This is a genomic window from Kitasatospora sp. NPDC127060 (assembly GCF_042724935.1).
Lineage (GTDB): Bacteria > Actinomycetota > Actinomycetes > Streptomycetales > Streptomycetaceae > Kitasatospora.
In genome coordinates, this window is sequence record NZ_JBHXEG010000048.1 from 8,992 (window position 1) to 31,227 (window position 22,236).

General features: G+C 71.0%; 20 protein-coding genes and 2 riboswitches. Of the genes, 12 read left to right on the top strand and 8 right to left on the bottom strand.

Annotated elements, in window-relative coordinates; all coding sequences use genetic code 11:
- On the bottom strand, nt 1-1,433 hold a 1,433-nt coding region (locus tag ACFWIS_RS24505), incomplete at its 3' end, for a cysteine desulfurase family protein (RefSeq protein WP_380523992.1).
- Between the two features lie 369 nt (nt 1,434-1,802).
- Here ACFWIS_RS24505 and coxB point away from each other — a divergent pair.
- The 4 genes from coxB to ACFWIS_RS24525 all read left to right on the top strand — a co-directional run bounded on the left by coxB (nt 1,803) and on the right by ACFWIS_RS24525 (nt 6,280).
- A complete protein-coding gene (gene coxB, locus ACFWIS_RS24510) occupies nt 1,803-2,657 on the top strand; it encodes a cytochrome c oxidase subunit II (RefSeq protein ID WP_380463153.1) in 855 nt (284 codons plus the stop codon).
- A complete protein-coding gene (ctaD, locus tag ACFWIS_RS24515; RefSeq protein WP_380463156.1) occupies nt 2,654-4,429 on the top strand; it encodes a cytochrome c oxidase subunit I in 1,776 nt (591 codons plus the stop codon). Before coxB ends, ctaD begins: the two co-directional genes overlap by 4 nt.
- Entirely contained in the window at nt 4,429-4,845 is a 417-nt protein-coding gene (locus ACFWIS_RS24520) for a cytochrome c oxidase subunit 4 (RefSeq protein ID WP_363436136.1), read from the top strand. Before ctaD ends, ACFWIS_RS24520 begins: the two co-directional genes overlap by 1 nt.
- Before the next feature lie 178 nt (nt 4,846-5,023).
- Nucleotides 5,024-6,280 (top strand): Ig-like domain-containing protein, encoded by a 1,257-nt coding sequence (locus ACFWIS_RS24525; RefSeq protein ID WP_380458906.1) that lies wholly within the window; start codon nt 5,024-5,026, stop codon nt 6,278-6,280.
- Between the two features lie 53 nt (nt 6,281-6,333).
- On the opposite strand, the gene ACFWIS_RS24530 is transcribed toward ACFWIS_RS24525, so the two are convergent.
- The 5 genes from ACFWIS_RS24530 to ACFWIS_RS24550 form a co-directional block, all read right to left on the bottom strand.
- A complete protein-coding gene (locus ACFWIS_RS24530; RefSeq protein WP_380458903.1) occupies nt 6,334-6,705 on the bottom strand; it encodes a GntR family transcriptional regulator in 372 nt (123 codons plus the stop codon).
- Between the two features lie 117 nt (nt 6,706-6,822).
- Complete coding sequence (locus ACFWIS_RS24535) at nt 6,823-8,481, bottom strand: cytochrome bc complex cytochrome b subunit (RefSeq protein ID WP_380458901.1); 1,659 nt, start codon at nt 8,479-8,481, stop codon at nt 6,823-6,825.
- On the bottom strand, nt 8,478-9,530 hold the full coding sequence (locus tag ACFWIS_RS24540) for a Rieske 2Fe-2S domain-containing protein (protein ID WP_380458899.1): 1,053 nt from the start codon (nt 9,528-9,530) through the stop codon (nt 8,478-8,480). Before ACFWIS_RS24540 ends, ACFWIS_RS24535 begins: the two co-directional genes overlap by 4 nt.
- An 8-nt stretch (nt 9,531-9,538) precedes the next feature.
- Nucleotides 9,539-10,348: a c-type cytochrome gene (locus tag ACFWIS_RS24545; protein ID WP_380458896.1), complete on the bottom strand. Its 810-nt coding sequence runs from the start codon at nt 10,346-10,348 to the stop codon at nt 9,539-9,541.
- A gap of 187 nt (nt 10,349-10,535) precedes the next feature.
- On the bottom strand, nt 10,536-11,156 hold the full coding sequence (locus ACFWIS_RS24550) for a heme-copper oxidase subunit III (protein WP_188303997.1): 621 nt from the start codon (nt 11,154-11,156) through the stop codon (nt 10,536-10,538).
- A gap of 397 nt (nt 11,157-11,553) precedes the next feature.
- Between ACFWIS_RS24550 and ACFWIS_RS24555 the strand changes: the two genes are divergently transcribed.
- The 3 genes from ACFWIS_RS24555 to ACFWIS_RS24565 all read left to right on the top strand — a co-directional run bounded on the left by ACFWIS_RS24555 (nt 11,554) and on the right by ACFWIS_RS24565 (nt 14,887).
- On the top strand, nt 11,554-11,979 hold the full coding sequence (locus ACFWIS_RS24555) for a hypothetical protein (protein ID WP_380458893.1): 426 nt from the start codon (nt 11,554-11,556) through the stop codon (nt 11,977-11,979).
- 117 nt (nt 11,980-12,096) lie between these two features.
- Entirely contained in the window at nt 12,097-13,173 is a 1,077-nt protein-coding gene (trpD, locus tag ACFWIS_RS24560) for an anthranilate phosphoribosyltransferase (RefSeq protein ID WP_380458891.1), read from the top strand.
- A 179-nt stretch (nt 13,174-13,352) separates the two neighbouring features.
- Nucleotides 13,353-13,470, top strand: a riboswitch (SAM riboswitch).
- Between the two features lie 52 nt (nt 13,471-13,522).
- Nucleotides 13,523-14,887, top strand: coding sequence for an aminotransferase class V-fold PLP-dependent enzyme (locus ACFWIS_RS24565; RefSeq protein ID WP_380458889.1), 1,365 nt, complete (start codon nt 13,523-13,525; stop codon nt 14,885-14,887).
- A 17-nt stretch (nt 14,888-14,904) separates the two neighbouring features.
- Here the strand turns inward: ACFWIS_RS24565 and ACFWIS_RS24570 are convergent, their stop codons facing one another.
- Nucleotides 14,905-15,186 (bottom strand): Lrp/AsnC ligand binding domain-containing protein, encoded by a 282-nt coding sequence (locus tag ACFWIS_RS24570; protein WP_030240061.1) that lies wholly within the window; start codon nt 15,184-15,186, stop codon nt 14,905-14,907.
- Between the two features lie 41 nt (nt 15,187-15,227).
- Nucleotides 15,228-16,010: a rhomboid family intramembrane serine protease gene (locus ACFWIS_RS24575; protein ID WP_380458886.1), complete on the bottom strand. Its 783-nt coding sequence runs from the start codon at nt 16,008-16,010 to the stop codon at nt 15,228-15,230.
- Between the two features lie 230 nt (nt 16,011-16,240).
- Here ACFWIS_RS24575 and ACFWIS_RS24580 point away from each other — a divergent pair, with 230 nt between their 5' ends.
- From ACFWIS_RS24580 to ACFWIS_RS24600, 5 genes are all read left to right on the top strand, one after another.
- Nucleotides 16,241-16,504 carry a hypothetical protein gene (locus ACFWIS_RS24580; RefSeq protein WP_380458883.1) on the top strand — a complete coding sequence of 88 codons (264 nt, stop codon included), beginning with the start codon at nt 16,241-16,243 and terminating at the stop codon, nt 16,502-16,504.
- Between the two features lie 130 nt (nt 16,505-16,634).
- On the top strand, nt 16,635-18,071 hold the full coding sequence (locus tag ACFWIS_RS24585) for an NYN domain-containing protein (RefSeq protein ID WP_380458881.1): 1,437 nt from the start codon (nt 16,635-16,637) through the stop codon (nt 18,069-18,071).
- A 201-nt stretch (nt 18,072-18,272) separates the two neighbouring features.
- Entirely contained in the window at nt 18,273-19,307 is a 1,035-nt protein-coding gene (locus tag ACFWIS_RS24590; protein WP_380458878.1) for an NlpC/P60 family protein, read from the top strand.
- Nucleotides 19,308-19,643: 336 nt separating this feature from the next.
- Nucleotides 19,644-19,798: riboswitch (cyclic di-AMP (ydaO/yuaA leader) on the top strand.
- Nucleotides 19,799-19,808: 10 nt separating this feature from the next.
- Nucleotides 19,809-20,927: an NlpC/P60 family protein gene (locus tag ACFWIS_RS24595; protein WP_380458875.1), complete on the top strand. Its 1,119-nt coding sequence runs from the start codon at nt 19,809-19,811 to the stop codon at nt 20,925-20,927.
- Between the two features lie 227 nt (nt 20,928-21,154).
- The gene (locus ACFWIS_RS24600) at nt 21,155-22,201 is read left to right on the top strand and encodes an NlpC/P60 family protein (protein WP_380458873.1); all 1,047 of its coding nucleotides are present in this window, start codon (nt 21,155-21,157) and stop codon (nt 22,199-22,201) included.
- Nucleotides 22,202-22,236 lie beyond the last annotated feature (35 nt).

Consider the following 22,236-nt stretch of genomic DNA (forward strand, 5'->3'; position numbering starts at 1 on the left):
TGCCCGCTCACCTCCGGGCGCTCGGACCCGGCGCCGACACTCTTCGCTCCGGCACTCCCTCCTGCGTCGGTCGCTTGTCCCTCATCGCTCTCGGCGCCGGCGCTCCCTCCGGCTCGCGGGGTGACCTGCCCGCTCACCTCCGGGCGCTCGGACCCGGCGCCGACACTCTTCGCTCCGGCACTCCCTCCTGCGTCGGTCGCTTGTCCCTCATCGCTCTCGGCACCGGCGCTCCCTCCGGCTCGCGGGGTGACCCGCCCGCTCACCTCCGAAGGGGCCTCCGGCGCGCTGACCGACGCGGGCGCGGGCAGGTCCAGCCCGAGCGGTGCCCGCACCCCGGCGATCAGCTCCGGCAGCACGGCGAGGAAGCGCTCCACGTCCGCCTCGGCCGTCCCGTACGGCAGCGAGACCCGGACGTTGCCCTCGGTGAGCACCCCCATCGCGGCCAGCACATGGCTCGGCGTCAGGGTGGAGGAGGTGCAGGAGGAACCGGAGGAGACCGCGAAGCCCGCCCGGTCCAGCTCGGTCAGCAGCACCTCGCCGTCCACGTACAGGCAGGAGAAGGTGACGATGTGCGGCAGCCGCCGCACCGGGTCGCCGACCACCTCGACCTCGGGCACCAGTTGCGGCACGCGGGTGCGGATCCGCTCCACCAGCGCGTGCAGCCGGGCGTTCTCCCGTTCCGACTCGGCCCGTACGGCGCGCAGCGAGGCGGCCGCGGCCACGATCGCCGGGACGTTGACGTAACCCGGGACCCGCCCGCCCTCGCGCTCGTCGGCCGGCAGCGGTGAGACGTAGCGGACGCCCTTGCGCACCGCGAGGATCCCGACCCCGGCCGGCCCGCCCCACTTGTGGGCACTGGCGGTCAGCAGTGACCAGCCCGCCGGGACGTCCGTCCGCCCGGCGCTCTGCGCCGCGTCGACCAGCAGCGGCACGCCGACCGCGGCGCACAGTGCGGCGACCTCGCCGACCGGTTGGACCGTTCCCACCTCGTGGTTGGCGCTCTGCAGGGCGGCCAGCGCGGTGTCCGGCCGGAGCAGGGCGCCGAAGGCCTCCGGGTCCACCCGTCCGGCGCCGTCCACCGGGGCGACCGAGACCTCGGCGCCGTCCGCCTCCCGGCGCTCGGCGACGTGCAGCACGCTGGAGTGCTCGACCGCGGAGTGCACCAGGTGCCCGCCCCGCCGCCGGTTCCCGGCCAGGCCGCCCAGCAGGCCGAGTTGGACGGCCTGGGTGCCGCTCGCGGTGAAGGCGATCTCGTCGGCGCGCGCGCCCAGGACGTCGGCGACCGTCTCGCGGGCGGCGTCCAGCAGCATCCGGGCCTGTCGGCCGGAGCGGTACAGCCGGGCCGGGTCGGCCCAGCCCTCGTCCAGGGCGGCGGTCAGGGCCTGCCGCGCGACGGGGTGCAGAGGGGCCGTCGAAGCCACGTCGAAGTACACGGTCACATTTAACGACACACCCAGAAGCTTTCCGCTCGCCCGGAATTGCTCACCAGCCGTCAGTCGATCACCCGGAATGTCCGCTTCGTCCGGTCCCGACGGGTCGTCACCCACGTTGTTCGAGGTCATCCCCCGATCGGGCGTAAGGACCTCGAATGCCTACGATGACCTGGGGCGCAGCCCCCGCCGGGCCTGATCGGGCGACCGGGCGGCGCGTTACCGGGGGCTGCCCGTCAGGAGCGCATAAGGCTGGAGTAGGGTTTGGCCCGCATAAGCATTCAAACCGTGCCCGTGGACGGGTCGCCGGAGGGGCTCACAATCTCCTCCCGGTGCGACGCGAAGGCGGGCGAGACTTCGGGAAGGCGCTACGTGAGTCCCAACGGCTCCGACCGCTCGCCGCGGCGCACGATGCGGCGGAAGCTGCCTCAGGCGCTGGCACTGGGCCTCGTCATCGCGACCGCCACCGGCTGCTCGGCCAACGACCTCCCCAGGCTTGGCCTCCCGAGTCCGGTCACGAAGGAAGGACCCATGGTCCTCCAGATGTGGCAGGGCTCCTGGATCGCGGCGCTGGTGGTCGGCGTACTGATGTGGGGTCTGATCATCTGGAGCGTGATCTTCCACCGGCGCAAGCGCACTGGCGTGGAGATCCCTCCGCAGACCCGGTACAACGTGCCCATCGAGGCGCTCTACACCGCGGTCCCCATCATCATCGTCTCGGTCCTCTTCTACTTCGTCGCCCGCGACGAGTCGAAGCTGACCGCCGTCTCCGCCAAGCCGCAGCACTACGTCAACGTGGTGGGCTTCCAGTGGAGCTGGGCGTTCAACTACGAGAACACCGAGACCCCCGACCCGGCCAACAAGGACGCCGCGTACGACGTCGGTACGCCCAAGGACGTTCCGACGCTCTGGCTGCCGGTCAACGAGACGGTGCAGTTCCGGCTCACCTCTCGTGACGTCATCCACGACTTCTGGCCCGTCAACTTCATGATGAAGATGGACGTCGTGCCGGGCGTGGTGAACAAGTTCGAGGTCACCCCGACCGTCAAGGGTGAGTACATGGGCAAGTGTGCCGAGCTCTGCGGCGTCGACCACTCGCGCATGCTGTTCAACGTCAAGGTCGTCGACCGCGCCGACTACGACAAGCACCTGGCCGACCTCCGTGCCAAGGGCCAGAACGGTGCGGTGCCCTCCGGCGTCATCACCATGGGAAGTGAAGCGAAGTGACCATCCTCAACGAGCCCGCCGCGGCCGGCGGGGGCGCCGAGGCCGTCACGGTCGGGGCGCAGCGGACCCGGAAGCCGGGTTCGACCATCATCAAGTGGCTCACCACCACTGACCACAAGACGATCGGCACCCTGTACCTGGGCACGTCGTTCGCCTTCTTCCTGATCGGCGGCATTCTCGCCCTGGTCATGCGTGCCGAGCTGGCTCGTCCCGGGACCCAGATCCTGTCGAACGAGCAGTTCAACCAGGCGTTCACGATGCACGGCACGATCATGCTGCTGATGTTCGCGACGCCGCTGTTCGCGGGCTTCGCGAACTGGATCATGCCGCTGCAGATCGGCTCCCCGGACGTGGCCTTCCCGCGTCTGAACATGTTCGCGTACTGGCTGTACCTCTTCGGTTCGTCCATCGCGGTCTGCGGCTTCCTGACCCCGAACGGCGCCGCCGACTTCGGCTGGTTCGCCTACTCCCCGCTCTCCGACGCGGTGCACTCGCCCGGCGTCGGCGGCGACATGTGGATCATGGGTCTGGCCTTCTCCGGCTTCGGCACGATCCTCGGTGCGGTCAACTTCATCACCACGATCATCTGCATGCGCGCTCCGGGCATGACGATGTTCCGGATGTCGATCTTCGTCTGGAACGTCCTGCTGACCTCGGTGCTGGTCCTGCTGGCCTTCCCTGTGCTCGCCGCCGCGCTGTTCGCCCTGGAGGCGGACCGCAAGTTCGGGGCCCATGTCTTCGATCCCGCCAACGGCGGGGCGATGTTGTGGCAACACCTGTTCTGGTTCTTCGGTCACCCCGAGGTGTACATCATCGCGCTGCCGTTCTTCGGCATCGTGTCGGAGATCATCCCGGTCTTCAGCCGCAAGCCGATGTTCGGCTACTCCGGCCTGATCGCGGCCACCATCGCGATCGCCGGTCTGTCCGTGACGGTGTGGGCGCACCACATGTACGTCACCGGGCAGGTGCTGCTGCCGTTCTTCTCCTTCATGACCTTCCTGATCGCGGTCCCGACCGGTGTGAAGTTCTTCAACTGGGTCGGCACCATGTGGAAGGGCTCGCTGAGCTTCGAGACCCCGATGCTCTGGACGGTCGGCTTCCTGGTCACCTTCCTCTTCGGTGGTCTGACCGGTGTCCTGCTGGCCTCGCCGCCGATCGACTTCCACGTCTCGGACTCGTACTTCGTCGTCGCCCACTTCCACTACGTGGTCTTCGGCACCGTCGTGTTCGCGATGTTCGCCGGCTTCCACTTCTGGTGGCCGAAGATGACCGGCAAGATGCTGGACGAGCGCCTCGGCAAGATCACCTTCTGGACGCTGTTCTTCGGCTTCCACACCACCTTCCTGGTGCAGCACTGGCTCGGCGCGGAGGGCATGCCCCGCCGTTACGCCGACTACCTGGCCTCGGACGGCTTCACCACGCTGAACACCGTCTCGACCATCGGCTCCTTCGTGCTCGGCCTGTCGATCCTGCCGTTCCTCTACAACGTCTGGAAGACCGCCAAGTACGGCGAGAAGATCACCGTGGACGACCCGTGGGGCTTCGGCCGCTCCCTGGAGTGGGCGACCTCCTGCCCGCCGCCGCGGCACAACTTCCTCACCCTGCCCCGGATCCGCTCCGAATCCCCGGCCTTCGACCTCCACCACCCGGAGATCGCCGCGCTGGACTACCTGGAGAACCACGGCGAGCCGGCGAAGCACCTCGCCGGTGTGACCCCGGCGAAGTACGACGCCCCGAAGCTGGGCAAGGGCAAGCAGGAGGGTGACGCCTGATGAAGGAACAGGGAAAGATCTTCCTGGGCCTGTCGGTCTTCGTGCTGGCGATGGCCATCACCTACGGCCTGTGGACCAACCACTCGGGCCCGGGCCTGGAGGCCGCCGGTACCACCGCGCTGTTCCTGGCCTTCGGTCTGTGCGCCTTCATCGGGTACTACCTCGCCTTCACCGCCCGTCGGGTGGACAGCGGCGCGGGTGACAACCCCGAGGCCGAGGTCGCCGACGACGCCGGCGAGCTGGGCTTCTTCGCCCCGCACAGCTGGCAGCCGCTGTCGCTGGCGCTCGGTGGCGCGCTCGCCTTCCTGGGCGTGATCTTCGGCTGGTGGCTGATGTTCTGGGCCGCCCCGATCATCCTGATCGGCATCTTCGGATGGGTCTTCGAGTTCTACCGGGGCGAGAACCAGAACCAGTAGGTTCCACCTCCGACAGCAGGGCCGGTCCTCCCGCAAGGGAGGACCGGCCCTGCTGCTTCCCGGGGGTGACCGCCTCACTCAGCCGGGTGAACGGAGGGTCGCTCGGATGTCGCTTGATGCGAGCCGTTCCTACGATCTGATCAATCGTGCGAAATGTGCGAACACCCCGGAGGCGGTCATGGCCGACAGGCGCGGAATCGCAGGCATCGGCAGCATCTCGCTGGCCCTGGCAGTACTGGCGCCGCTGGCCGCCTGCTCGTCCGGTGACGATCAGCCCGCCGGGCCGCACCGGATCGACGCTGCCCCGCTCGTCCACCTCTCGGCCGAGGGCAAGGTCGACCCCTCCAAGCCGGTCACCGTGACCGCCGTGGCGGGCAGCCGGCTCACCGACGTCACCGTGGTCGGCCCGGACGGCCGGGTGGTGGCCGGCCGGCTCGCCGATGACCAGCACAGCTGGCAGACCACCGGCCGACTGAAGGCCGGCACCGCCTACGCCGTCCGGATCTCCGCCGACGACGGCCGGAACGGCCGGGGCGACACCACCCAGAACTTCAGCACGATGGCCGCCCAGCGCCTGCTCGGCGTCAAGCTCGGCCCGGACTCCTCCGGCAGCGGCGTCTACGGGGTGGGCCAGCCGCTCACCGCGCAGCTCTCCGAGGCGGTGAAGGACCCCCAGGCCCGGCAGGAGGTCGAGCGCGCCCTGACGGTGGCCTCCCAGCCGGCCGTCACCGGCGCCTGGTACTGGGTGGACGACAAGAACCTGCACTTCCGCCCGGAGGAGTACTGGCCGGCCGGGACGACCGTGTCGCTGGCCTTCGACGGCACCGGCAGCCGGATCTCGGACGGCCTCTACGGCGGCGACCGCAGCTCGCTGCGGCTGCGGATCGGCGACCGGGTCGAGTCGGTGGTCGACGCGGCCGCCCACGCACTCACCCTCAAGCGTGACGGCGAGGTGGTCCGGACCATCCCGGTCACCACCGGCAAGCCCGGCTTCGACACCCGCAACGGCATCAAGGTGGTGCTCGGCCAGGAGCGCTCGGTCCGGATGAACGGCGAGACGATCGGCATAGCGGCGGGCAGCTCCGAGGCGTACGACCTCGACGTGCTGTGGGCCACCCGGGTGACGTGGAGCGGCGAGTACGTCCACGCGGCGCCCTGGTCGGTCGGCTCGCAGGGCTATGAGAACGTCAGCCACGGCTGCACCGGGATGAGCACCGACAACGCCAAGTGGTTCTACGACAACACCCGGATCGGGGACCTGGTGACGGTGGTGAACAGCCGCGGCGCCACCATGGAGCCCTTCGGCAACGGCTTCGGGGACTGGAACGTCTCCTGGACGGACTGGGTCAAGCACAGCGCCCTCGGACAGCCCTTCAGTACCACCGTCCCGGCAGGCCAGGCCCCCGCCTCGGGCATGACGCGCCCCGAGCTCTGAGGGGCGGTGGCTGCCCCTCAGGAGCGGGGCCGGGCTTCGGGCCAGGCCCCGGGCTAGGCCTCGGGGTAGGCCACCTGCAGGGCGGTCAGCACGGCGGCCAGGGCGTCCGGGTGGGACAGGCCCAGTCGGCCCACCCGTTCGGCGTACTCGGCGGCGGCCTCGGCGGCCAGCCGGTGGGCGGTGTCCCCGGTGGCCGCGATCAGGGTGCCGCGCCGCCCGTGGGTCTCCACCACGCCGTCCGCCTCCAGCTCCTTGTAGGCCCGGGCGATCGTCCCGGCGGCCAGCCCCAGCTCCTCGGCGAGGGCCCGGACGGTGGGCAGCCGCTGACCGGTCGGCAGCGCGCCGGAGCGGGCCTGCTCGGCGATCTGGGCGCGGATCTGCTCGTACGGGGGAGTGGCGGCGGCGGGGTCGACGGACAGCTGCACGGAGGGCTCCTGGGGGCGGTGCGGGGGCGGGGCTGGTAGGTCGGCAACGGCCGAGGGCCGCTGACCAGATGAACTCTGGTCAGCGGCCCTCGGGGTGAAGCGGGAGTGCGTACGGGATCAGTGGTGGCCGTGGCCGCTGGTGATCTCGTGGTGCTCCTCGGCGGTGGGCTTGGGGATCTGGCTGCCCTCGCCGTAGAAGCCGCGGGAGAGCTTGGCCCGGGTGCGGGTGAGGGCGCCGGCCTTGCGGGCCACGCCGTTCTCGTCCGTCTGGGCCGGCAGCTCGACCGGCTGGTTCTGCTCGTGCGCCGTGAGCTTGTGCAGGTCCTTCTGCGGCAGCTGGGCGTGCACCTCGACGAACTCACCGTGCGGCAGGCGCTTGATGACGCCGGTCTCGCGACCGTGCAGCACCTTCTCCTTGTCACGGCGCTGGAGGCCGAGGCACCAGCGCTTGGTGACGATGAAGGTGATGACCGGCACCAGGAAGAAGCCGGCGCGCACGAAGTAGGTGATCGAGTTGAGCGACAGGTGGAAGTGGGTGGCGAACAGGTCGTTGCCACCACCGACCAGCAGCACCAGGTAGAGGCTGATCCAGGCGGCACCCAGGGCGGTGCGGACCGGGGCGTTGCGCGGGCGGTCCAGGATGTGGTGCTCGCGCTTGTCGCCGGTGATCCAGCCCTCGATGAACGGGTAGACCGCGATGGCGACCAGGACCAGCGGGAAGATCATCAGCGGGATGAACACGCCCAGGTTCAGGGTGTGGCCCCACAGGCTGATCTCCCAGCCCGGCATGACGCGGATCAGACCCTCGGAGAAGCCCATGTACCAGTCGGGCTGGGCGTCGGTCGACACCTGGTCCGGACGGTACGGGCCGTAGGCCCAGATCGGGTTGATCGTGGCGATCGCCGAGATGGCGGCGATGATGCCGAAGACCAGGAAGAAGAAGCCACCGGCCTTGGCCATGTAGACCGGCATCAGCGGCATGCCGACGACGTTCTTCTCGGTCTTGCCCGGGCCCGCCCACTGGGTGTGCTTGTGGTAGAAGACCAGGATCAGGTGCGCCACCAGCAGGCCGAGCATGATGCCCGGGATCAGCAGCACGTGGATGGTGAAGAACCGCGGCACGATGTCGTGGCCGGGGAACTCGCCCCCGAACAGGAACATCTGGATGTAGGTGCCGACCAGCGGGACCGCGAGGATCGCGCCTTCCATGAAGCGGATACCGGTACCCGACAGCAGGTCGTCCGGCAGCGAGTAGCCGAAGAAGCCGTCGAACATGCCGAGGACCAGCAGCAGGAAGCCGAAGACCCAGTTGATCTCACGCGGCTTGCGGAACGCGCCGGTGAAGAACACGCGCATCATGTGCACGAGCATCGCGGCCACGAAGACCAGCGCGGCCCAGTGGTGGATCTGGCGGATCAGCAGACCGCCGCGGATCTCGAAGCTGATGTCCACCGTCGAGGCGTACGCCTCGGACATCCCGATGCCCTTGAGCGGCACGTACGAGCCGTTGTAGACGACCTCGGCCATCGACGGCTTGAAGAACAGCGTCAGGTAGACACCGGTCAGGATGATGATGACGAAGGTGTAGAGGCAGATCTCGCCCAGCATGAAGGACCAGTGGTCCGGGAAGATCTTGCGCAGGTTGGCCTTGGCGAGGGAGTAGATCCCCACCCGGCCGTCCGTCCAGTCAGCCGCGGCCTCCCACTTGTTGGCGGGATTGGCGCGCGTGCTGGAGGGCTTGGCGGCACCGGTCTTGGTGCTGCTCGCGCTACTCATCGAGCACGCTCCCAGAAGCTCGGGCCGACAGGCTTCTCGAAGTCGCCGGTGGCGATCAGGTTGCCCTTGTCATCAGTGGTGATCTTCAGCTGCGGCAGCGGGTGGCCGGCCGGGCCGAAGATGACGCGCGCGCCGTCCGCCAGGTCGAAGGTCGACTGGTGGCAGGGGCAGAGCGCGTGGTGGGTCTGCTGCTCGTACAGGCTGATCGGGCAGCCGACGTGGGTGCAGATCTTGGAGTAGGCGAGGATGCCCTCGAAGCCCAGCTCCTTGGACTTGTCGTCCTTGATGTCGTCCGGCGCGATGCGCACCAGCATCAGGGCGTCCTTGGCGATCCGCTGCTGGAAGTCCTCGTCGTGGGTGGTCAGACCCTCCGGCATCGCGAAGGTCAGCGAGCCGATCACGAGGTCCTCGGGCTTCATCGGCTGCATGGTGCTCATGTTGACGAGCTGCAGCGGCTTGGCCGGAGTGGCTTCCTTCCAGCCCGTCTCCTGGAGCTTCTTCTCCGGCAGCGGGCCCAGGTCGCGGAGCAGGACCACGCCGGAGAGCGGGACCAGCGCCATCGACCCGATGAGGGTGTTGCGGATCATCTTGCGGCGACCGAAGCCGGACTCGGCGGCACCGGTCTTGAACTGCTCGATGACGTCGTTGCGGACCTCGTCGGAGGCCTCGATCGGGTGACGCTCGGCCGGCAGCTCGACGTCCGACATCAGGGTGCGGGCCCAGTGGACCGCGCCCGCGCCGATCATGAACAGCGCGACGCCCAGGGTCAGGCCCAGCGCGAAGTTCAGCGCGCTGACGTGACCCAGCGGGAAGATGTAGACGATCTTGTCCGGGTCGATGGCCACGTACGAGGCGATGAAGCCGACGGTGGCGAGCATCGAGACCACGAACATCAGCGAGACCTGACGCTCGGCCCGCTGGGCGGCCCGCTCGTCGATGTCGGTGCGACGGGGCTCGTGGGCCGGCAGGCCCGGGTCGGCGAACGGGTTGCCGTGGTCGGCCACCTCGCCGGCGGAGCCGTGCGGCTCCGGGAGCTTCTCTTCTGACATGTCGTGGCTCATGACTTCTTGGCCTTGGTGGTGTGGGCGGCGACCCAGATCGCGACCGCGATGAGCGTGCCGAGGCCGAAGATCCAGCCGAACAGGCCCTCGGTCACCGGACCGAGGCTGCCGAGGGTGAGACCGCCGGGGTTGGGCTCATCGTTGGTGGTGTGGCGAACGAAGGCCACGATCTGCTTCTTCTGCTCCTCGGGCATCGTGCTGTCCGGGAACGACGGCATGTTCTGCGGGCCGGTCTGCATGGCCTCGTAGATGTGCTTGGCGTCCACGCCCTCCAGCGACGGGGCGTACTTGCCCTTGGTCAGGGCACCGCCCTGACCGGCGAAGTTGTGGCACTGGGCACAGTTGGTGCGGAACAGCTCGCCACCCTTGGAGATGTCGTCAGGGTTGGTCGAGGTGTACTGCTTCGCGTCCGGGGCGATCGGGCCGGGGCCGAGCGACTGGACGAACGCGGCGAGCTGGTCGATCTCGCCCTGGGTGTAGATGGCCTTCTTGCGCGGCACCTGGGCACCGGGCTGCTGGGCCGGCATGCGGCCGGTGCCGACCTGGAAGTCGACGGCGGCGGAGCCCACGCCGACCAGGCTCGGCCCGTCACTGCTGCCCTGGCCGTTCAGGCCGTGGCAGGAGGAGCAGCCGACGGCGAAGAGCTTCTTGCCCTCATCGATCGCGAGCGACTGCGCGGCGACGTCGGCCTTCGCCTTGTCGGCGGGCGCGAACATGCCGTACAGCCCCCCGGTTGCCGCCAGGGCGAGAAGTAGGACGACCAGCGCCGCCAATGGGTGGCGCCGTCGTGCGGAGAGCTTTTTCACGGAATAACCCCGGTGTCAGGATCTGGTCGACTGGTGGGTGCACCCGGCTGCCGGTCTGGCCGGCACGAGGCTGCCTGTCCAAGGCTGCGCGCGCGGTCGGTCGGTGGGAGCGTCGGCACCGGCAGAAGCGGCCCGTCGCCGGTGAGGGCGGGGGCCGCAGCCGGTGGCCAGCGACCTGATCAGCTGGTTACTTGATCAGGTAGATGGTCGCGAACAGGCCGATCCACACGACGTCGACGAAGTGCCAGTAGTAGGACACGACGATCGCGGCGGTGGCCTGCTCGTGCGTGAAGCGCTTGGCTGCGTACGTCCGTCCGAGGACCAGCAGGAAGGCGATCAGACCACCCGTCACGTGCAGACCGTGGAAGCCGGTGGTCAGGTAGAACACCGTGCCGTACGGGTCGGAGGACAGCGAGAGGCCGTCGTTCTTGACCAGCTCGGTGTACTCGTAGACCTGGCCGCCGATGAAGATCGCGCCCATGAAGAACGTGAGGATGAACCAACCGCGGAGCTTCTTCACGTCACCGCGCTCGGCGGCGAACACGCCGAGCTGGCAGGTGAGCGAGGAGAGCACCAGGACGGTGGTGTTGATCGAGGAGAACGTCACGTTGAGGGCGTGCGCCTTCTCGGCCCAGAACTCGGCTCCCTTGACGGAGCGGAGCGTGAAGTACATCGCGAAGAGGGCCGCGAAGAACATCAGCTCGGAACTGAGCCAGACGATCGTTCCGACGCTGACCATGTTCGGTCGATTGACCGATCCGTGCGCGTGCCCGGTTTCTGTTGCTGTTGCTGTCGCCACGACGGACATTATGTCGGTCCCTTATTCCGTCTTCACGTCGGGGGGTGTCCCTCGGAGTGTCCGGTGCGTGCGGTATGCCCGCTTGGGGGCCGACGGGGTGTCCGGACGGGGGCCGAGCAGCGGCGTGTCCCTTTTCTGACGGTTCCTCGGAACGGCCCGCTACCCCGTTGCCCGGCGCGTCGTTGCCCGGTCGGCGCAGCGTCGGATCGTAGGGGAGGGAGAGGCGGCATCGGCCGTCCGGGTGGACCTGGCCGACCCGGGTGACGGGCCGTCCTCCGGGCGGGTGAGTCGTGGGCGCGGCGGCTTGAGGGGGAACGTGCGCGAGGGGGACCGGCGACGGGTGAAACGGGGGTAGCATCCGGATCAGGTGAACGTGGTCCGGATCACACTTGAGGGAGCAGGGCCCATGGCGTACACGACCGACGAGACGCTCACCGTCCTCGTCTACAGCGACGACCGCAACACCCGCGAGCAGGTGCTGACGGCACTCGGCCGTCGGCCCGCCGAGGATCTTCCGGAGCTGTCCTACCTCGAGTGCGCGACCACCCCCGCGGTGATCAAGGCGCTGGAGAAGGGCGGCATCGACCTCTGCGTGCTGGACGGCGAGGCGGTGCCGGCCGGCGGCCTCGGCCTCGGGCGCCAGCTCAAGGACGAGATCTACGGCTGCCCGCCGGTGCTGGTGCTGATCGGCCGGCCGCAGGACTCCTGGCTCGCCGCCTGGAGCCGGGCCGACGCCGCGATCTCCCACCCGGTGGACCCGGTGGCGCTGGCCGAGGCGGTCGCCACCCTGCTGCGGGCACGGGTGGCCAAGCGGGCCCCGGCCACGCGTTGAACAGCGCCGTCTCAGTACTAGAGAAGACGGGGCCGTAGGGACCCCGCCGCTCGATAGGCTGGCTCCATCCGTACGGACGTCCCCCGAGCGGGGAACCGACAACAGCTGGAGTCAGCCATGGTGAACGTGAACCCTGCGAACGGTGGTACCGACCCCGCGCAGGTGGTCCGCACCTGGCCGGACCTCCTGGCGGCGCTGTTGAAGGGGGAGGACCTCGACCGCTCGTCCACCGCGTGGGCGATGGACCGGATCATGAGCGGCGAGGCGTCCCCCGTCCAGGTGGCCGGGTTCATGGTGGCGCTGCGGGCCAAGGGCGAGACGGTCGACGAGGTCGCGGGCCTGGTGGACGCGATGTACGAGCACGCCGAGCCGCTGGAGATCCCCGGCCCGGCGGTCGACATCGTCGGCACCGGCGGGGACCGGGCGAAGACCGTCAACATCTCGACCATGTCGGCGATCGTCGCGGCGGCGGCCGGGGCCAAGGTGGTCAAGCACGGCAACCGGGCCGCCTCCTCGTCCAGCGGGTCCTCGGACGTGCTGGAGAAGCTCGGGGTGGTGCTGGACCTCTCCCCCCGGCGGGTGGCCGAGGTGGCCGAGGAGGTCGGGCTCACCTTCTGCTTCGCGGCGAAGTTCCACCCCTCGATGCGGCACGCCGCCACCGCGCGGCGCGACCTCGGGGTGCCCACCGCGTTCAACCTCCTCGGCCCGCTGACCAATCCGGCGAAGGTCACCTCGCACGCCATCGGCTGCTTCGACACCCGGCTGTCCGGGCTGATCGCCGGGGTGCTCGCCCGGCGCGGGGCGACGGCGCTGGTGTTCCGCGGCGACGACGGCCTGGACGAACTGACCATCACCACCACCTCGCGGGTCTGGGTGGTGCGCGACGGGGGGGTCACCGAGACCACCTTCGACCCGCGGGACGTCGGCATCGAACTGGTCGGCATCGAGGCGCTGCGCGGGGCCGACGCCGCGTACAACGCCGAGGTGGCGCGCCGGCTGCTGGCCGGGGAGCGCGGGCCGGTGCGGGACGCCGTCCTGCTGAACACCGCGGCGGCGCTGGTCGCGCTCGACATGGGCGACGCGCCGCTGGCCGAGCAGCTCGCGGCGGGCATGGTGCGGGCGGCGGAGGCGATCGACTCGGGCCGGGCGCAGGACCTGCTGCGGCGTTGGTCGGAGGCCACCAGCCGGATCTGAGGCGGCACTTGAGGGCCCGTGCCGGTTCGTCGGCACGGGCCCTTCGCGCGCGCCCCGAGCCGATGCGCCCCGAGCGTCGGCGCCGGGTCGGAGCGCCCCGGAGGCGAGGGGCGAAGACGCCGTCCGGATGGTGGATGGCCGTTTGACCGTCCGACGTACCCGACCTAGAGTCTTCGCCAGGTCATGAGTGACAGCGTCAAGCCCCAGCTTGCTGTCCGGCAACCCTCCGTCCGTGGCGGGGTGCCCTGGGTGAGGACCGGGTCGCCGGGCACACCGTCCGCGCGACAAGCGCGGACACCGGACGACGAGTACTCCCGGGGTCCCTTACCCCGTGAAGGAGTGCATCCTCATGTCCCTCGCTCTCGAAACCGCCGCCCCGCTCGCCGTCCTCGGCCACGACGTCCAGGTGCCGCTGGCCAGCGGTGCGAAGGTCGGCTACGCGGCGCTCGACTACGCGGCCAGCGCGCCGGCGCTCCAGCGGGTGTGGGACGACGTCGCCGCCTACGCGCCGTACTACGGCAGCGTGCACCGCGGGGCCGGGTACCTCTCGCAGCTGTCCACCGACCTGTTCGAGCAGAGCCGACGGACCGTCGCCGAGTTCCTCGACCTGCGCGAGGGCGACCAGGTGGTCTTCACCCGCGCCACCACCGACTCGCTCAACCTGCTGGCCGCGGCGGTGCCGGCCGGCACCCGGGTGTTCGCCTTCGAGACCGAGCACCACGCCTCGCTGCTGCCCTGGGCGCACGCCGGGCTGGAGGTCGGGTACCTGCGGGCGCCGCGCTCGCGGGCCGAGGCGGTGGAGGCGCTGGAGACCGCGCTGGCCGCCGCGCCCGAGGGCCCCAAGCTGCTGTGCGTCACCGGCGCCTCCAATGTGACCGGCGAGCTGTGGCCGGTCGCCGAGCTGACCGCGACCGCGCACCGGTACGGCGCCCGGGTGGTGCTGGACGCCGCCCAACTGGCCCCGCACCACCGGGTCTCGGTGCGCGAGCTGGGCGTCGACTGGATCGCCTTCTCCGGCCACAAGCTGTACGCGCCGTTCGGCGCCGGGGTGCTGGCCGGGCGGGCCGACTGGCTGGACGCGGCCGAGCCGTACCTGGCCGGCGGCGGGGCGACCCGGACGGTGGCCCGGGAGGCGGACGGCTCGGTGGCGGTCCAGTGGCACACCGGCCCGGCCCGGCACGAGGCCGGCTCGCCCAACGTGATCGGCGCCTACGCGATCGCCTCGGCCTGTCGGGCGCTCACCGAGGCCGGCTTCGACGCGCTGGAGGCCCGGGAGCGGCAACTGGTCGACCGGCTGACGGCCGGGCTGGCGGAGATTCCGGAGGTCCGGGTGCTGAACCTGTTCGGCGCCGGCTCGGCCCGGGTGGGCGTGCTGTCCTTCGTCGTCCGGGGCTGGAACAGCTCGCACTTCTCGGCCGCGCTGTCCGCCGAGTACGGCATCGGGGTGCGCGACGGGCTGTTCTGCGCCCACCCGCTGGTGCGGACCCTCCTGGGGGACGAGGACGTCGCTCCGTCCGAGTGCGGGGCGCCCGAGCCCTCGCTGCCGGGCGAGCGCAGCCTGAACGCGATCCGGGTGAGCTTCGGGGCGGGCACGCCGGACGAGCACGTGGAGCGCTTCCTGACCGCCGTCCGCGAGCTGGTCACCGACGGCGCGGCGTGGAACTACCGCAACGAGGGCGGCCGTTGCGTCGCCGACACCCGACGCGAGGGCTGAGGGGTGCGGGCGGACCGCTACTCGTCCAGGCCGAGGGCGAAGGCCGCTTCCAGGTCGTGCTGGGAGTAGGTGCGGAAGGCGATCTGGGTCTCGGTGTGGGCCACGCCCGGGACCTTGTTGAGCCGGCCCGGGATGACCTCGGCCAGGTCGTCGTGACGGCGCACCCGGACCATTGCCACCAGGTCGTAGCCACCGGTCACCGAGTACACCTCGCTGACCCCCTCGATCGCGGCGATGGCCTCGGCGATCTCCGGGATGCGGTCGACACTGGTCTTGATCAGGACGATGGCAGTGATCACTGTGCGGGCTCCTTCATGGGGTGCGGCCAGCGTATCGGGCCTCAGCCGGGCCGTCTCGGGGGGTGTCCGACCACGGTGCAGGCGTACAGGAAGCCGGCCGAGAAGCCGATCACGTGCACCAGGTAGGCCACCCCGGGCCCGGCCGAGTGCACCGACCACCACTGCAGGGCGAACCACAGGCCGAGCACCAGCCAGGCCGGGAAGCGCAGCGGGAGGAAGAGGAGCAGCGGGACCAGGGTGGTCACCCGGGCCCGCGGGTGGAAGCGCAGGTAGGCGCCGAGGGCGGCGGCGATCGCGCCCGAGGCGCCGATCAGGACCCGGGTGGAGTCCGGCGAGCGGGCCTCGGCGAGCGCGAAGCCGTACGAGGCCAGGCTGCCGGCGGCAAGGTAGAAGAGGAGGTACCTGGCCCGGCCGACCCGGCGTTCGACGGTGGGGCCGAAGACGTGGAGGAAGAGCAGGTTGCCCAGCAGGTGCAGCCAGCCGGCGTGCAGGAAGAGGCCGGTGAGGGCGGACACGGCGGGGTGCTTGCCCGGGGTGGGGGCGGCGGGGCAGCCGGGGACCGGGTCGGGGGCCTCGGCCAGCTGCTCGGCGGTGAGCGGGTGGCCGGTCAGCAGTTCGGCGGGGACGGCTCCCCAGCGCTGCTCGTAGCGCTGCTCGGCGCAGATCCGGGCCTGGCCGGTGCCGTACAGCGGGTTGACGCCGGCCGCCGGGCCGAGCAGGAAGACCAGGGTGTTGACCGCGATCAGGGCGTAGGTGACCGCCGGGGCGGCCACCGCCGGGCGGCCGTCCCGGGCGTCGGTGTGGCCGGGGGTCGCGAGCGCCATGCGGCCAAGCATCCCTCCGGGCGCGGCAGGTGACACGGCGGTTTACGGCAGGTGGACTACCGGTCCGTCCGGTGGGCCGGAACGGGCTCCGGTCATCTCGGCTGACCGGTGGTCCTGATGGTTGCCCCAGGCAATAGGCTTGGGCCGGGCAATCCCGCCTCCCGCCGCCGACGCCGGGGCTCCGGGGGGAGCGCCTAGCCCACCCAGGGAACCAGCCGAGAGGATCCCCGATGACCGTCCCCGCCCTGACCGCCGAGACGCGCTGGCGCTGCACGCTGTGCGGCAACCTCACCCGCTTCGACGTGACCCGTACCGCGCGGGTGACCGAGTTCCTGCACTTCGACCTGGCCGGCGAGTCCGAGGTCGAGGAGACCGAGGTGCACAGCGAGACGATCGAGTCGGTGCGCTGCCGCTGGTGCAACGCGGTGGACCAGGTCGAGCTGGTGGCCCGCCCGGGCGCCGAGGGCGCGGAGGCCCCCGCCGCGCAGGGCTGACCCCTCCGGTGCGGCGGGCGGTGCGCGACGCGGCCGTCCACCGCACGGGACAATACAGACAAGACGCACGGAGCGTGACGACAGGGGCGGCCGCGGCCGCACCCGCTGGATCAGGATCGGAGCCGAGGACGTGGTGGACGCAGCGAGGGAGCCCGGCGAACCGCAGGGGCTTCAGCCCGCTGCGCAGGCACCGCAGCCGGCCGCCGGGACGGTCCCGTCCGAGCCCCCTGCCCCGGGTGCCGCGGCGGAGCACCCGGCCGAGAAGCTGGACCGGCCGCTGCCCGAGGGCGTGCGCCGACGGGTGGTCGGGCTGGCCTCGGACGCGCTGGGCGGGCTGCCGCCCGGGGAACTGCCGCAGAGCCTGCGTCAGTACGCCAAGTTCACCCCCGCGCGGCGGGCGAAGTACGCGGCCACCGCGCTGGCGGCGGCGCTGGAGTCCGAGCCGGCCTTCCGGGTGCGGATAGCGGAGCGGCTGCGGCTGGGCCAGCCGGACCTGGTGAAGGCGCTGGAGTCGGGCACCGTCCCCGGCGCCGCCGATCCGATGGACGTCGCGGCAGCCGCCTACCTGGTGCGGTCGGCGGGCTGGAGCCGGCTGGTCGCCGAGGTCGGCGAGGAGGCCGAGCGGGCCGGCGCCGAGGACGCGGTGGCGGAGGCCTCCCGGCTGGTGGAGAAGCTGCAGGCCGAGCTGGCCGAGGTGCGGGCCGCCGCCCGGGCGGACCTGGACCGCCAGCGCGCGGAGTTCGAGGGCGTCCGGCGGGAGGCCGAGTCGCTGCGCAAGAAGGTGCGGTCGCTGGAGAGCGACACCCGCCGGGCGCAGGCCGAGACCCGGCGGGTGGCCGGCGAGCTGGAGGCCGCCAGGGCGCAGGCCGCGGGCGAGCGCAGTGCGGCCGAGAGCGAGGCGCGGCGGCTGCGGCACCGGGTGTCCGAGCTGGAGAACGCGGCCGAGCAGGGCCGCCGCTCGGCCCGGGAGGGGCGCAGCGTCGAGGACATGCGGCTGCGGCTGCTGCTGGACACCGTGCTGCAGTCGGCGCAGGGGCTGCAGCGCGAGCTGGCGCTGCCGGTCTCCCAGATCCGCCCTGCGGACCTGGTGGAGGCGGTGGTGCCGGGGGCGGCCTCGCCGCACGACGTGGCCCGGCGCGGCCTGGCCGACGACGACCCGGCGCTGCTGGACCAGCTGCTGGCGATCCCCCAGGTGCACCTGGTGGTGGACGGCTACAACGTGACCAAGACCGGGTACCCGACGCTGCCGCTGGAGCAGCAGCGGATCCGGCTGCTGGGCGGGCTGGCGATGCTGGCCCAGCGCACCCAGGCGGAGGTCACCTGTGTGTTCGACGGGCAGGACCTGGACGTCCCGGTCATCATGGCGCCACCGCGCGGGGTGCGGGTACGGTTCAGTCGGACCGGCGAGACCGCGGACGAGTTGATCCGCCGTCTGGTCCGGGCCGAGCCGCAGGGCCGTCCGGTGGTGGTGGTCTCCACCGACCGGGAGGTCGCGGACGGCGTGCGGAAGGCGGGCGCGCGCCCGGTGGCCTCGGTGCTGCTGCTGAACCGGCTGGCCCGGCCCTGACCTGCGGCCCGGGCGGCGTGACGGCAGGTCAGCGCCGTCGTCGGGTGAGTGTGCGGATCCGGTGAAGTCACTGGGAGAACCGGAGTTCACGCCTTCGGGGGAGTGGCAAAACGGGTAGATCTTCACTAGGGTCTGGCGTCAAACCTATTTTCCGGTATCTCACCCGAACAGGTGAGTCCGTTGGAAGAAGGAGCGGGTCTCTTGGCCTCCCACCGCCGTCCCAAGCAGCCGAGCCGCGCGCGGGTCTCCGTGCTCACCGCGGCCGCTGCGACCGCGGTCGCCCTCTCCGCCCAGGTGGCCGCACACGCCGCGCCGCAGCCGAACACCAGCGACGTCAAGGCGCAGATCGACCAGCTCCAGCAGGAGCAGGAGCAGGCGGCGGAGAAGTACAACGGCGCCAAGGAGCGCGCGGACCAGCTCCGCAAGCAGGCCGACCAGCTGCAGGACCAGGTGGCCCGCAGCCAGGACCAGATGAGCCAGCTGCAGACCGGCCTGGCCCAGGTCGCCGGCGAGCAGTACCGCACCGGCGGCATCGACCCGTCCGTCCAGCTGATGCTCTCCTCCGACCCGTCGGGCTATCTGGAGAAGGCGTCGAGCGTCCAGCAGGCCAGCACCACCCAGACCGAGGCGCTCAAGGGCCTGCTCGACCAGCAGCGCCGGCTGGACCAGGAGAAGAGCGAGGCGGCCGCCGTGCTGGCCTCGCTGGACTCCACCACCAAGGACCTGAACCAGGCCAAGACGGACGTCAACACCAAGCTGAAGACCGCCCAGGACCTGCTGAACTCGCTCAGCGCCGCCGACCGCGCCGCGCTGAAGGCCCAGCAGCAGCAGGACGACCGCGCCTCGCGCGGCGCCGACCGGGTCGACCTCAGCAGCCTTCCGCCGGCCAGCGGCTATGCGGCCGTTGCCGTCGCCAAGGCGATGAGCAAGCAGGGTTCGCCGTACGTGTGGGGCGCCACCGGGCCGAGCACCTTCGACTGCTCGGGTCTGATGGTCTGGGCGTACGGCCAGGCCGGCGTCTCGCTGCCGCGCACCTCGCAGGAGCAGGGCCACATCGGGACGGCCGTGACGCTGGCCACCGCCCAGCCCGGGGACCTGGTGATCTACGGCGGCGACATGCACCACGTCGCGATGTACATCGGCAACGGCATGGTGGTCCACGCGCCGCACACCGGTGACGTGGTGAAGGTGATGAAGGCCGACGCGATGTCGATCAACACGATCCGCCGGATCTGACGAGCCGACACGCCCGAAGGGTCGGCTCCGGCCCTGTGATCCGCGCCACCTCCCGACGGGGGTGGCGCTTCGGGTTTGCCTGCCTCATGGCCGATCGGTGAGAGGTGATCAGCTTTGCGTGCGGCGGCGATCACCATCAGTCATTTTCACAAAAGAACATGGGTAATCTTCCGTCTTTTTTCTGACAAGGATTTGAACGGATCACGGTTCAGTTACTAGGGTCGTGCCTCGAACCACCGCACTGTCGATCACCCAGCCTGGGTGGCGGCGGTGGTTACCGTCGAGTTCGCGAAACAGCGGGGCAGGTCGAAGCGACTGCCCGACAGGGGAGCCCAGTAGTCGGGGGCGCTGCGGAGCGGAGCCGGGGAACCACGTTCCTCCGGGGTGAATCGGCGCCAGGTCGGCCGCAGGTGAGGCCGGTGAGGCGCCGTAGGGCATGCTTCCGGCCCGAACCCGTCAGCTCACCCGGTAGGCGGATGTAGGAAGAAGGAGTCCGCCTTCGTGGCGTCCCATCGTCGTCCCAAGCCCGCCAGTCGCGCTCGTGTCTCGATCCTGACCGGTTTCGCCGCCGCCGCCGTCGCGCTCTCCGCGCAGACCGGCGCGCACGCCGACCCGCAGCCGACCAAGGACCAGGTCAAGGAGCAGGTCGACCAGCTCAACGAGCAGGCCGAGCAGGCGACCGAGAAGTACAACGCCGCCCAGGAGAAGCAGCAGGAGCTGGAGAAGCAGGTCTCCGGCATGCAGGACCAGGTGGCCCGGCAGCAGGCTCAGGTGACCGATCTGCAGGGCGGCCTCGCCGAGATCGCGGGCGAGCAGTACCGCAACGGTGGGATATCCCCGACCGTCCAGCTGATGCTCTCCTCCAGCCCGGACAACTTCCTGAACCAGGCCGGTGCGCTCAACCAGGCCGGCAGCACCCAGAAGAACCAGCTGAAGCAGCTCCAGGACCAGCAGCGCAAGCTGGACCAGGACCGCACCGAGGCCCAGGGCAAGCTCGGCGAGCTGGAAGCCACCACCACGCAGCTGAAGGCCTCCAAGGACGAGGTCCAGAACAAGCTGAAGGCCGCCCAGGACCTGCTCAACACGCTGACCGAGCAGGAGCGCCAGGCGCTCAAGGCGGCCGAGGACAAGGCCGCCGCCGACGCCAAGGCCAAGGCGGACGCCGCCGCGAAGGCCGCCCAGCCGGCCGACCGCGCCTCGCGCGACAGCAGCCGCAGCGACCTCGGCTCGGGCGCCGCGGCCGCGCCGGTCAAGGTCGCCCCGGGCAGCTCGCACGGCGCGGCCGCGCTGGCCGCCGCCGCCACCAAGGTCGGCAGCCCGTACGTCTGGGGCGCCACCGGCCCCGGCTCCTTCGACTGCTCCGGCCTGATGGTCTGGGCGTTCAACCAGGCCGGTGTGTCGCTGCCGCGCACCTCTCAGGAGCAGGCCGGCGCCGGCACCCGGATCGGCTCGGACATCTCCCAGGCCCAGCCCGGTGACATGCTGATCTTCTACGGCGACGCCCACCACGTCGGCATCTACGCGGGCAACGGCCAGGTGCTGCACGCGCCCAAGCCGGGTGCGTCGGTCCGCTACGAGGCCGTCTCCAACATGCCGCTGACCTCCATCGTCCGGGTCTGATCCCCGCTCGAAGGTTCACGGGCCCGGTCCTCCGTCACGGAGGGCCGGGCCTGCGGCTTTTCCGGCTGCTCGGCCTGGTGTCCGAATAGGGGTCAAATATTCGGGTCGGTAGGGGTTTGGACTCACTTGCCCGGACTCGCTAACGTCTGCCACCGGACTCCCGCTCGACGGCCGCCCAGCAGGGCGCGGCCGCGGGGCCGCGCCGCAGGAATGGAGCCGCTGCCGCCATGCCCGTGCACCGTCGTTCCCAACTGCTCGCCCGTGCGCTGGTACTGACCGCGGCCGCCACCACGGCCCTGGGCGTGGCGACCGCCGGCAGCGCCCAGGCCACCCCCGGCGCGCCGGACGCGCCCGACCGCAAGGACGTCAAGGCTCAGGTCGAGCAGCTGTACGACGAGGCCGAGCAGGCGTCGGAGAAGTACAACGCCGCCCAGGAGGCGCAGAAGCGGCTGCTCGGCGAGACCACGATCCTCCAGGGCGAGGTCGCCGCCGCCCAGGACCAGCTCAACCAGCTGCGCGGGGACCTCGCCACGGTGGCCGGGGCCGAGTACCGCGGCGGAGGGATGGCCCAGACCGCCCAGCTGATGCTCTCCACCGACCCCGAGGGCTACCTGGCCCGCGCCCGGACCCTCGGCCAGGCCGCCGAACGGCAGCAGGAGACCCTGCACGAGCTGGTCACCCGTCAGCGCCGGCTCGACCAGCGTCGCACCGAGACCGCGGCCAAGCTCGCCGAGCTGGACCAGGCCCGCCGCTCGCTGGCCGAGAACAAGCAGCAGATCCAGCAGCGGCTGGCCAAGGCCCAGAAGCTGCTCAACAGCCTGGGCGCCGCCGAGCGGACCCGGATGATCGCCCAGGACGCCCGGGACGCCGAGTCGCGCGCCACCCGCGGCACCGACCGGCTGGACCTCGGCAGCGCCCCGGCCGCCTCCGAGCGCGGGGCCGCCGCGCTGGCCGCCGCGGTGCGGATGGTCGGCTCGCCCTACGTCTACGGGTCCACCGGGCCCCGTGCCTTCGACTGCTCCGGTCTGATGTACTACAGCTGGCGGCAGGCCGGAGTGACCCTGCCGCGGACCTCGCAGGCCCAGGCGTACGCCGGGCAGCGGATCAGCCTCTCCGAAGCACGGCCGGGAGACCTGGTGATCTTCTACCGGGACATGCACCACGTCGGGATGTACGCCGGCGGCGGGGTGATGGTGCACGCGCCGTACCCGGGGGCCAAGGTCCGGTACGAGAGCGTCAACGCGATGCCGGTCTCGGGAGTGGTCCGGCTCTGAGCGCGACGCCCGGCGGGCCGGACGGCCCCCACCCG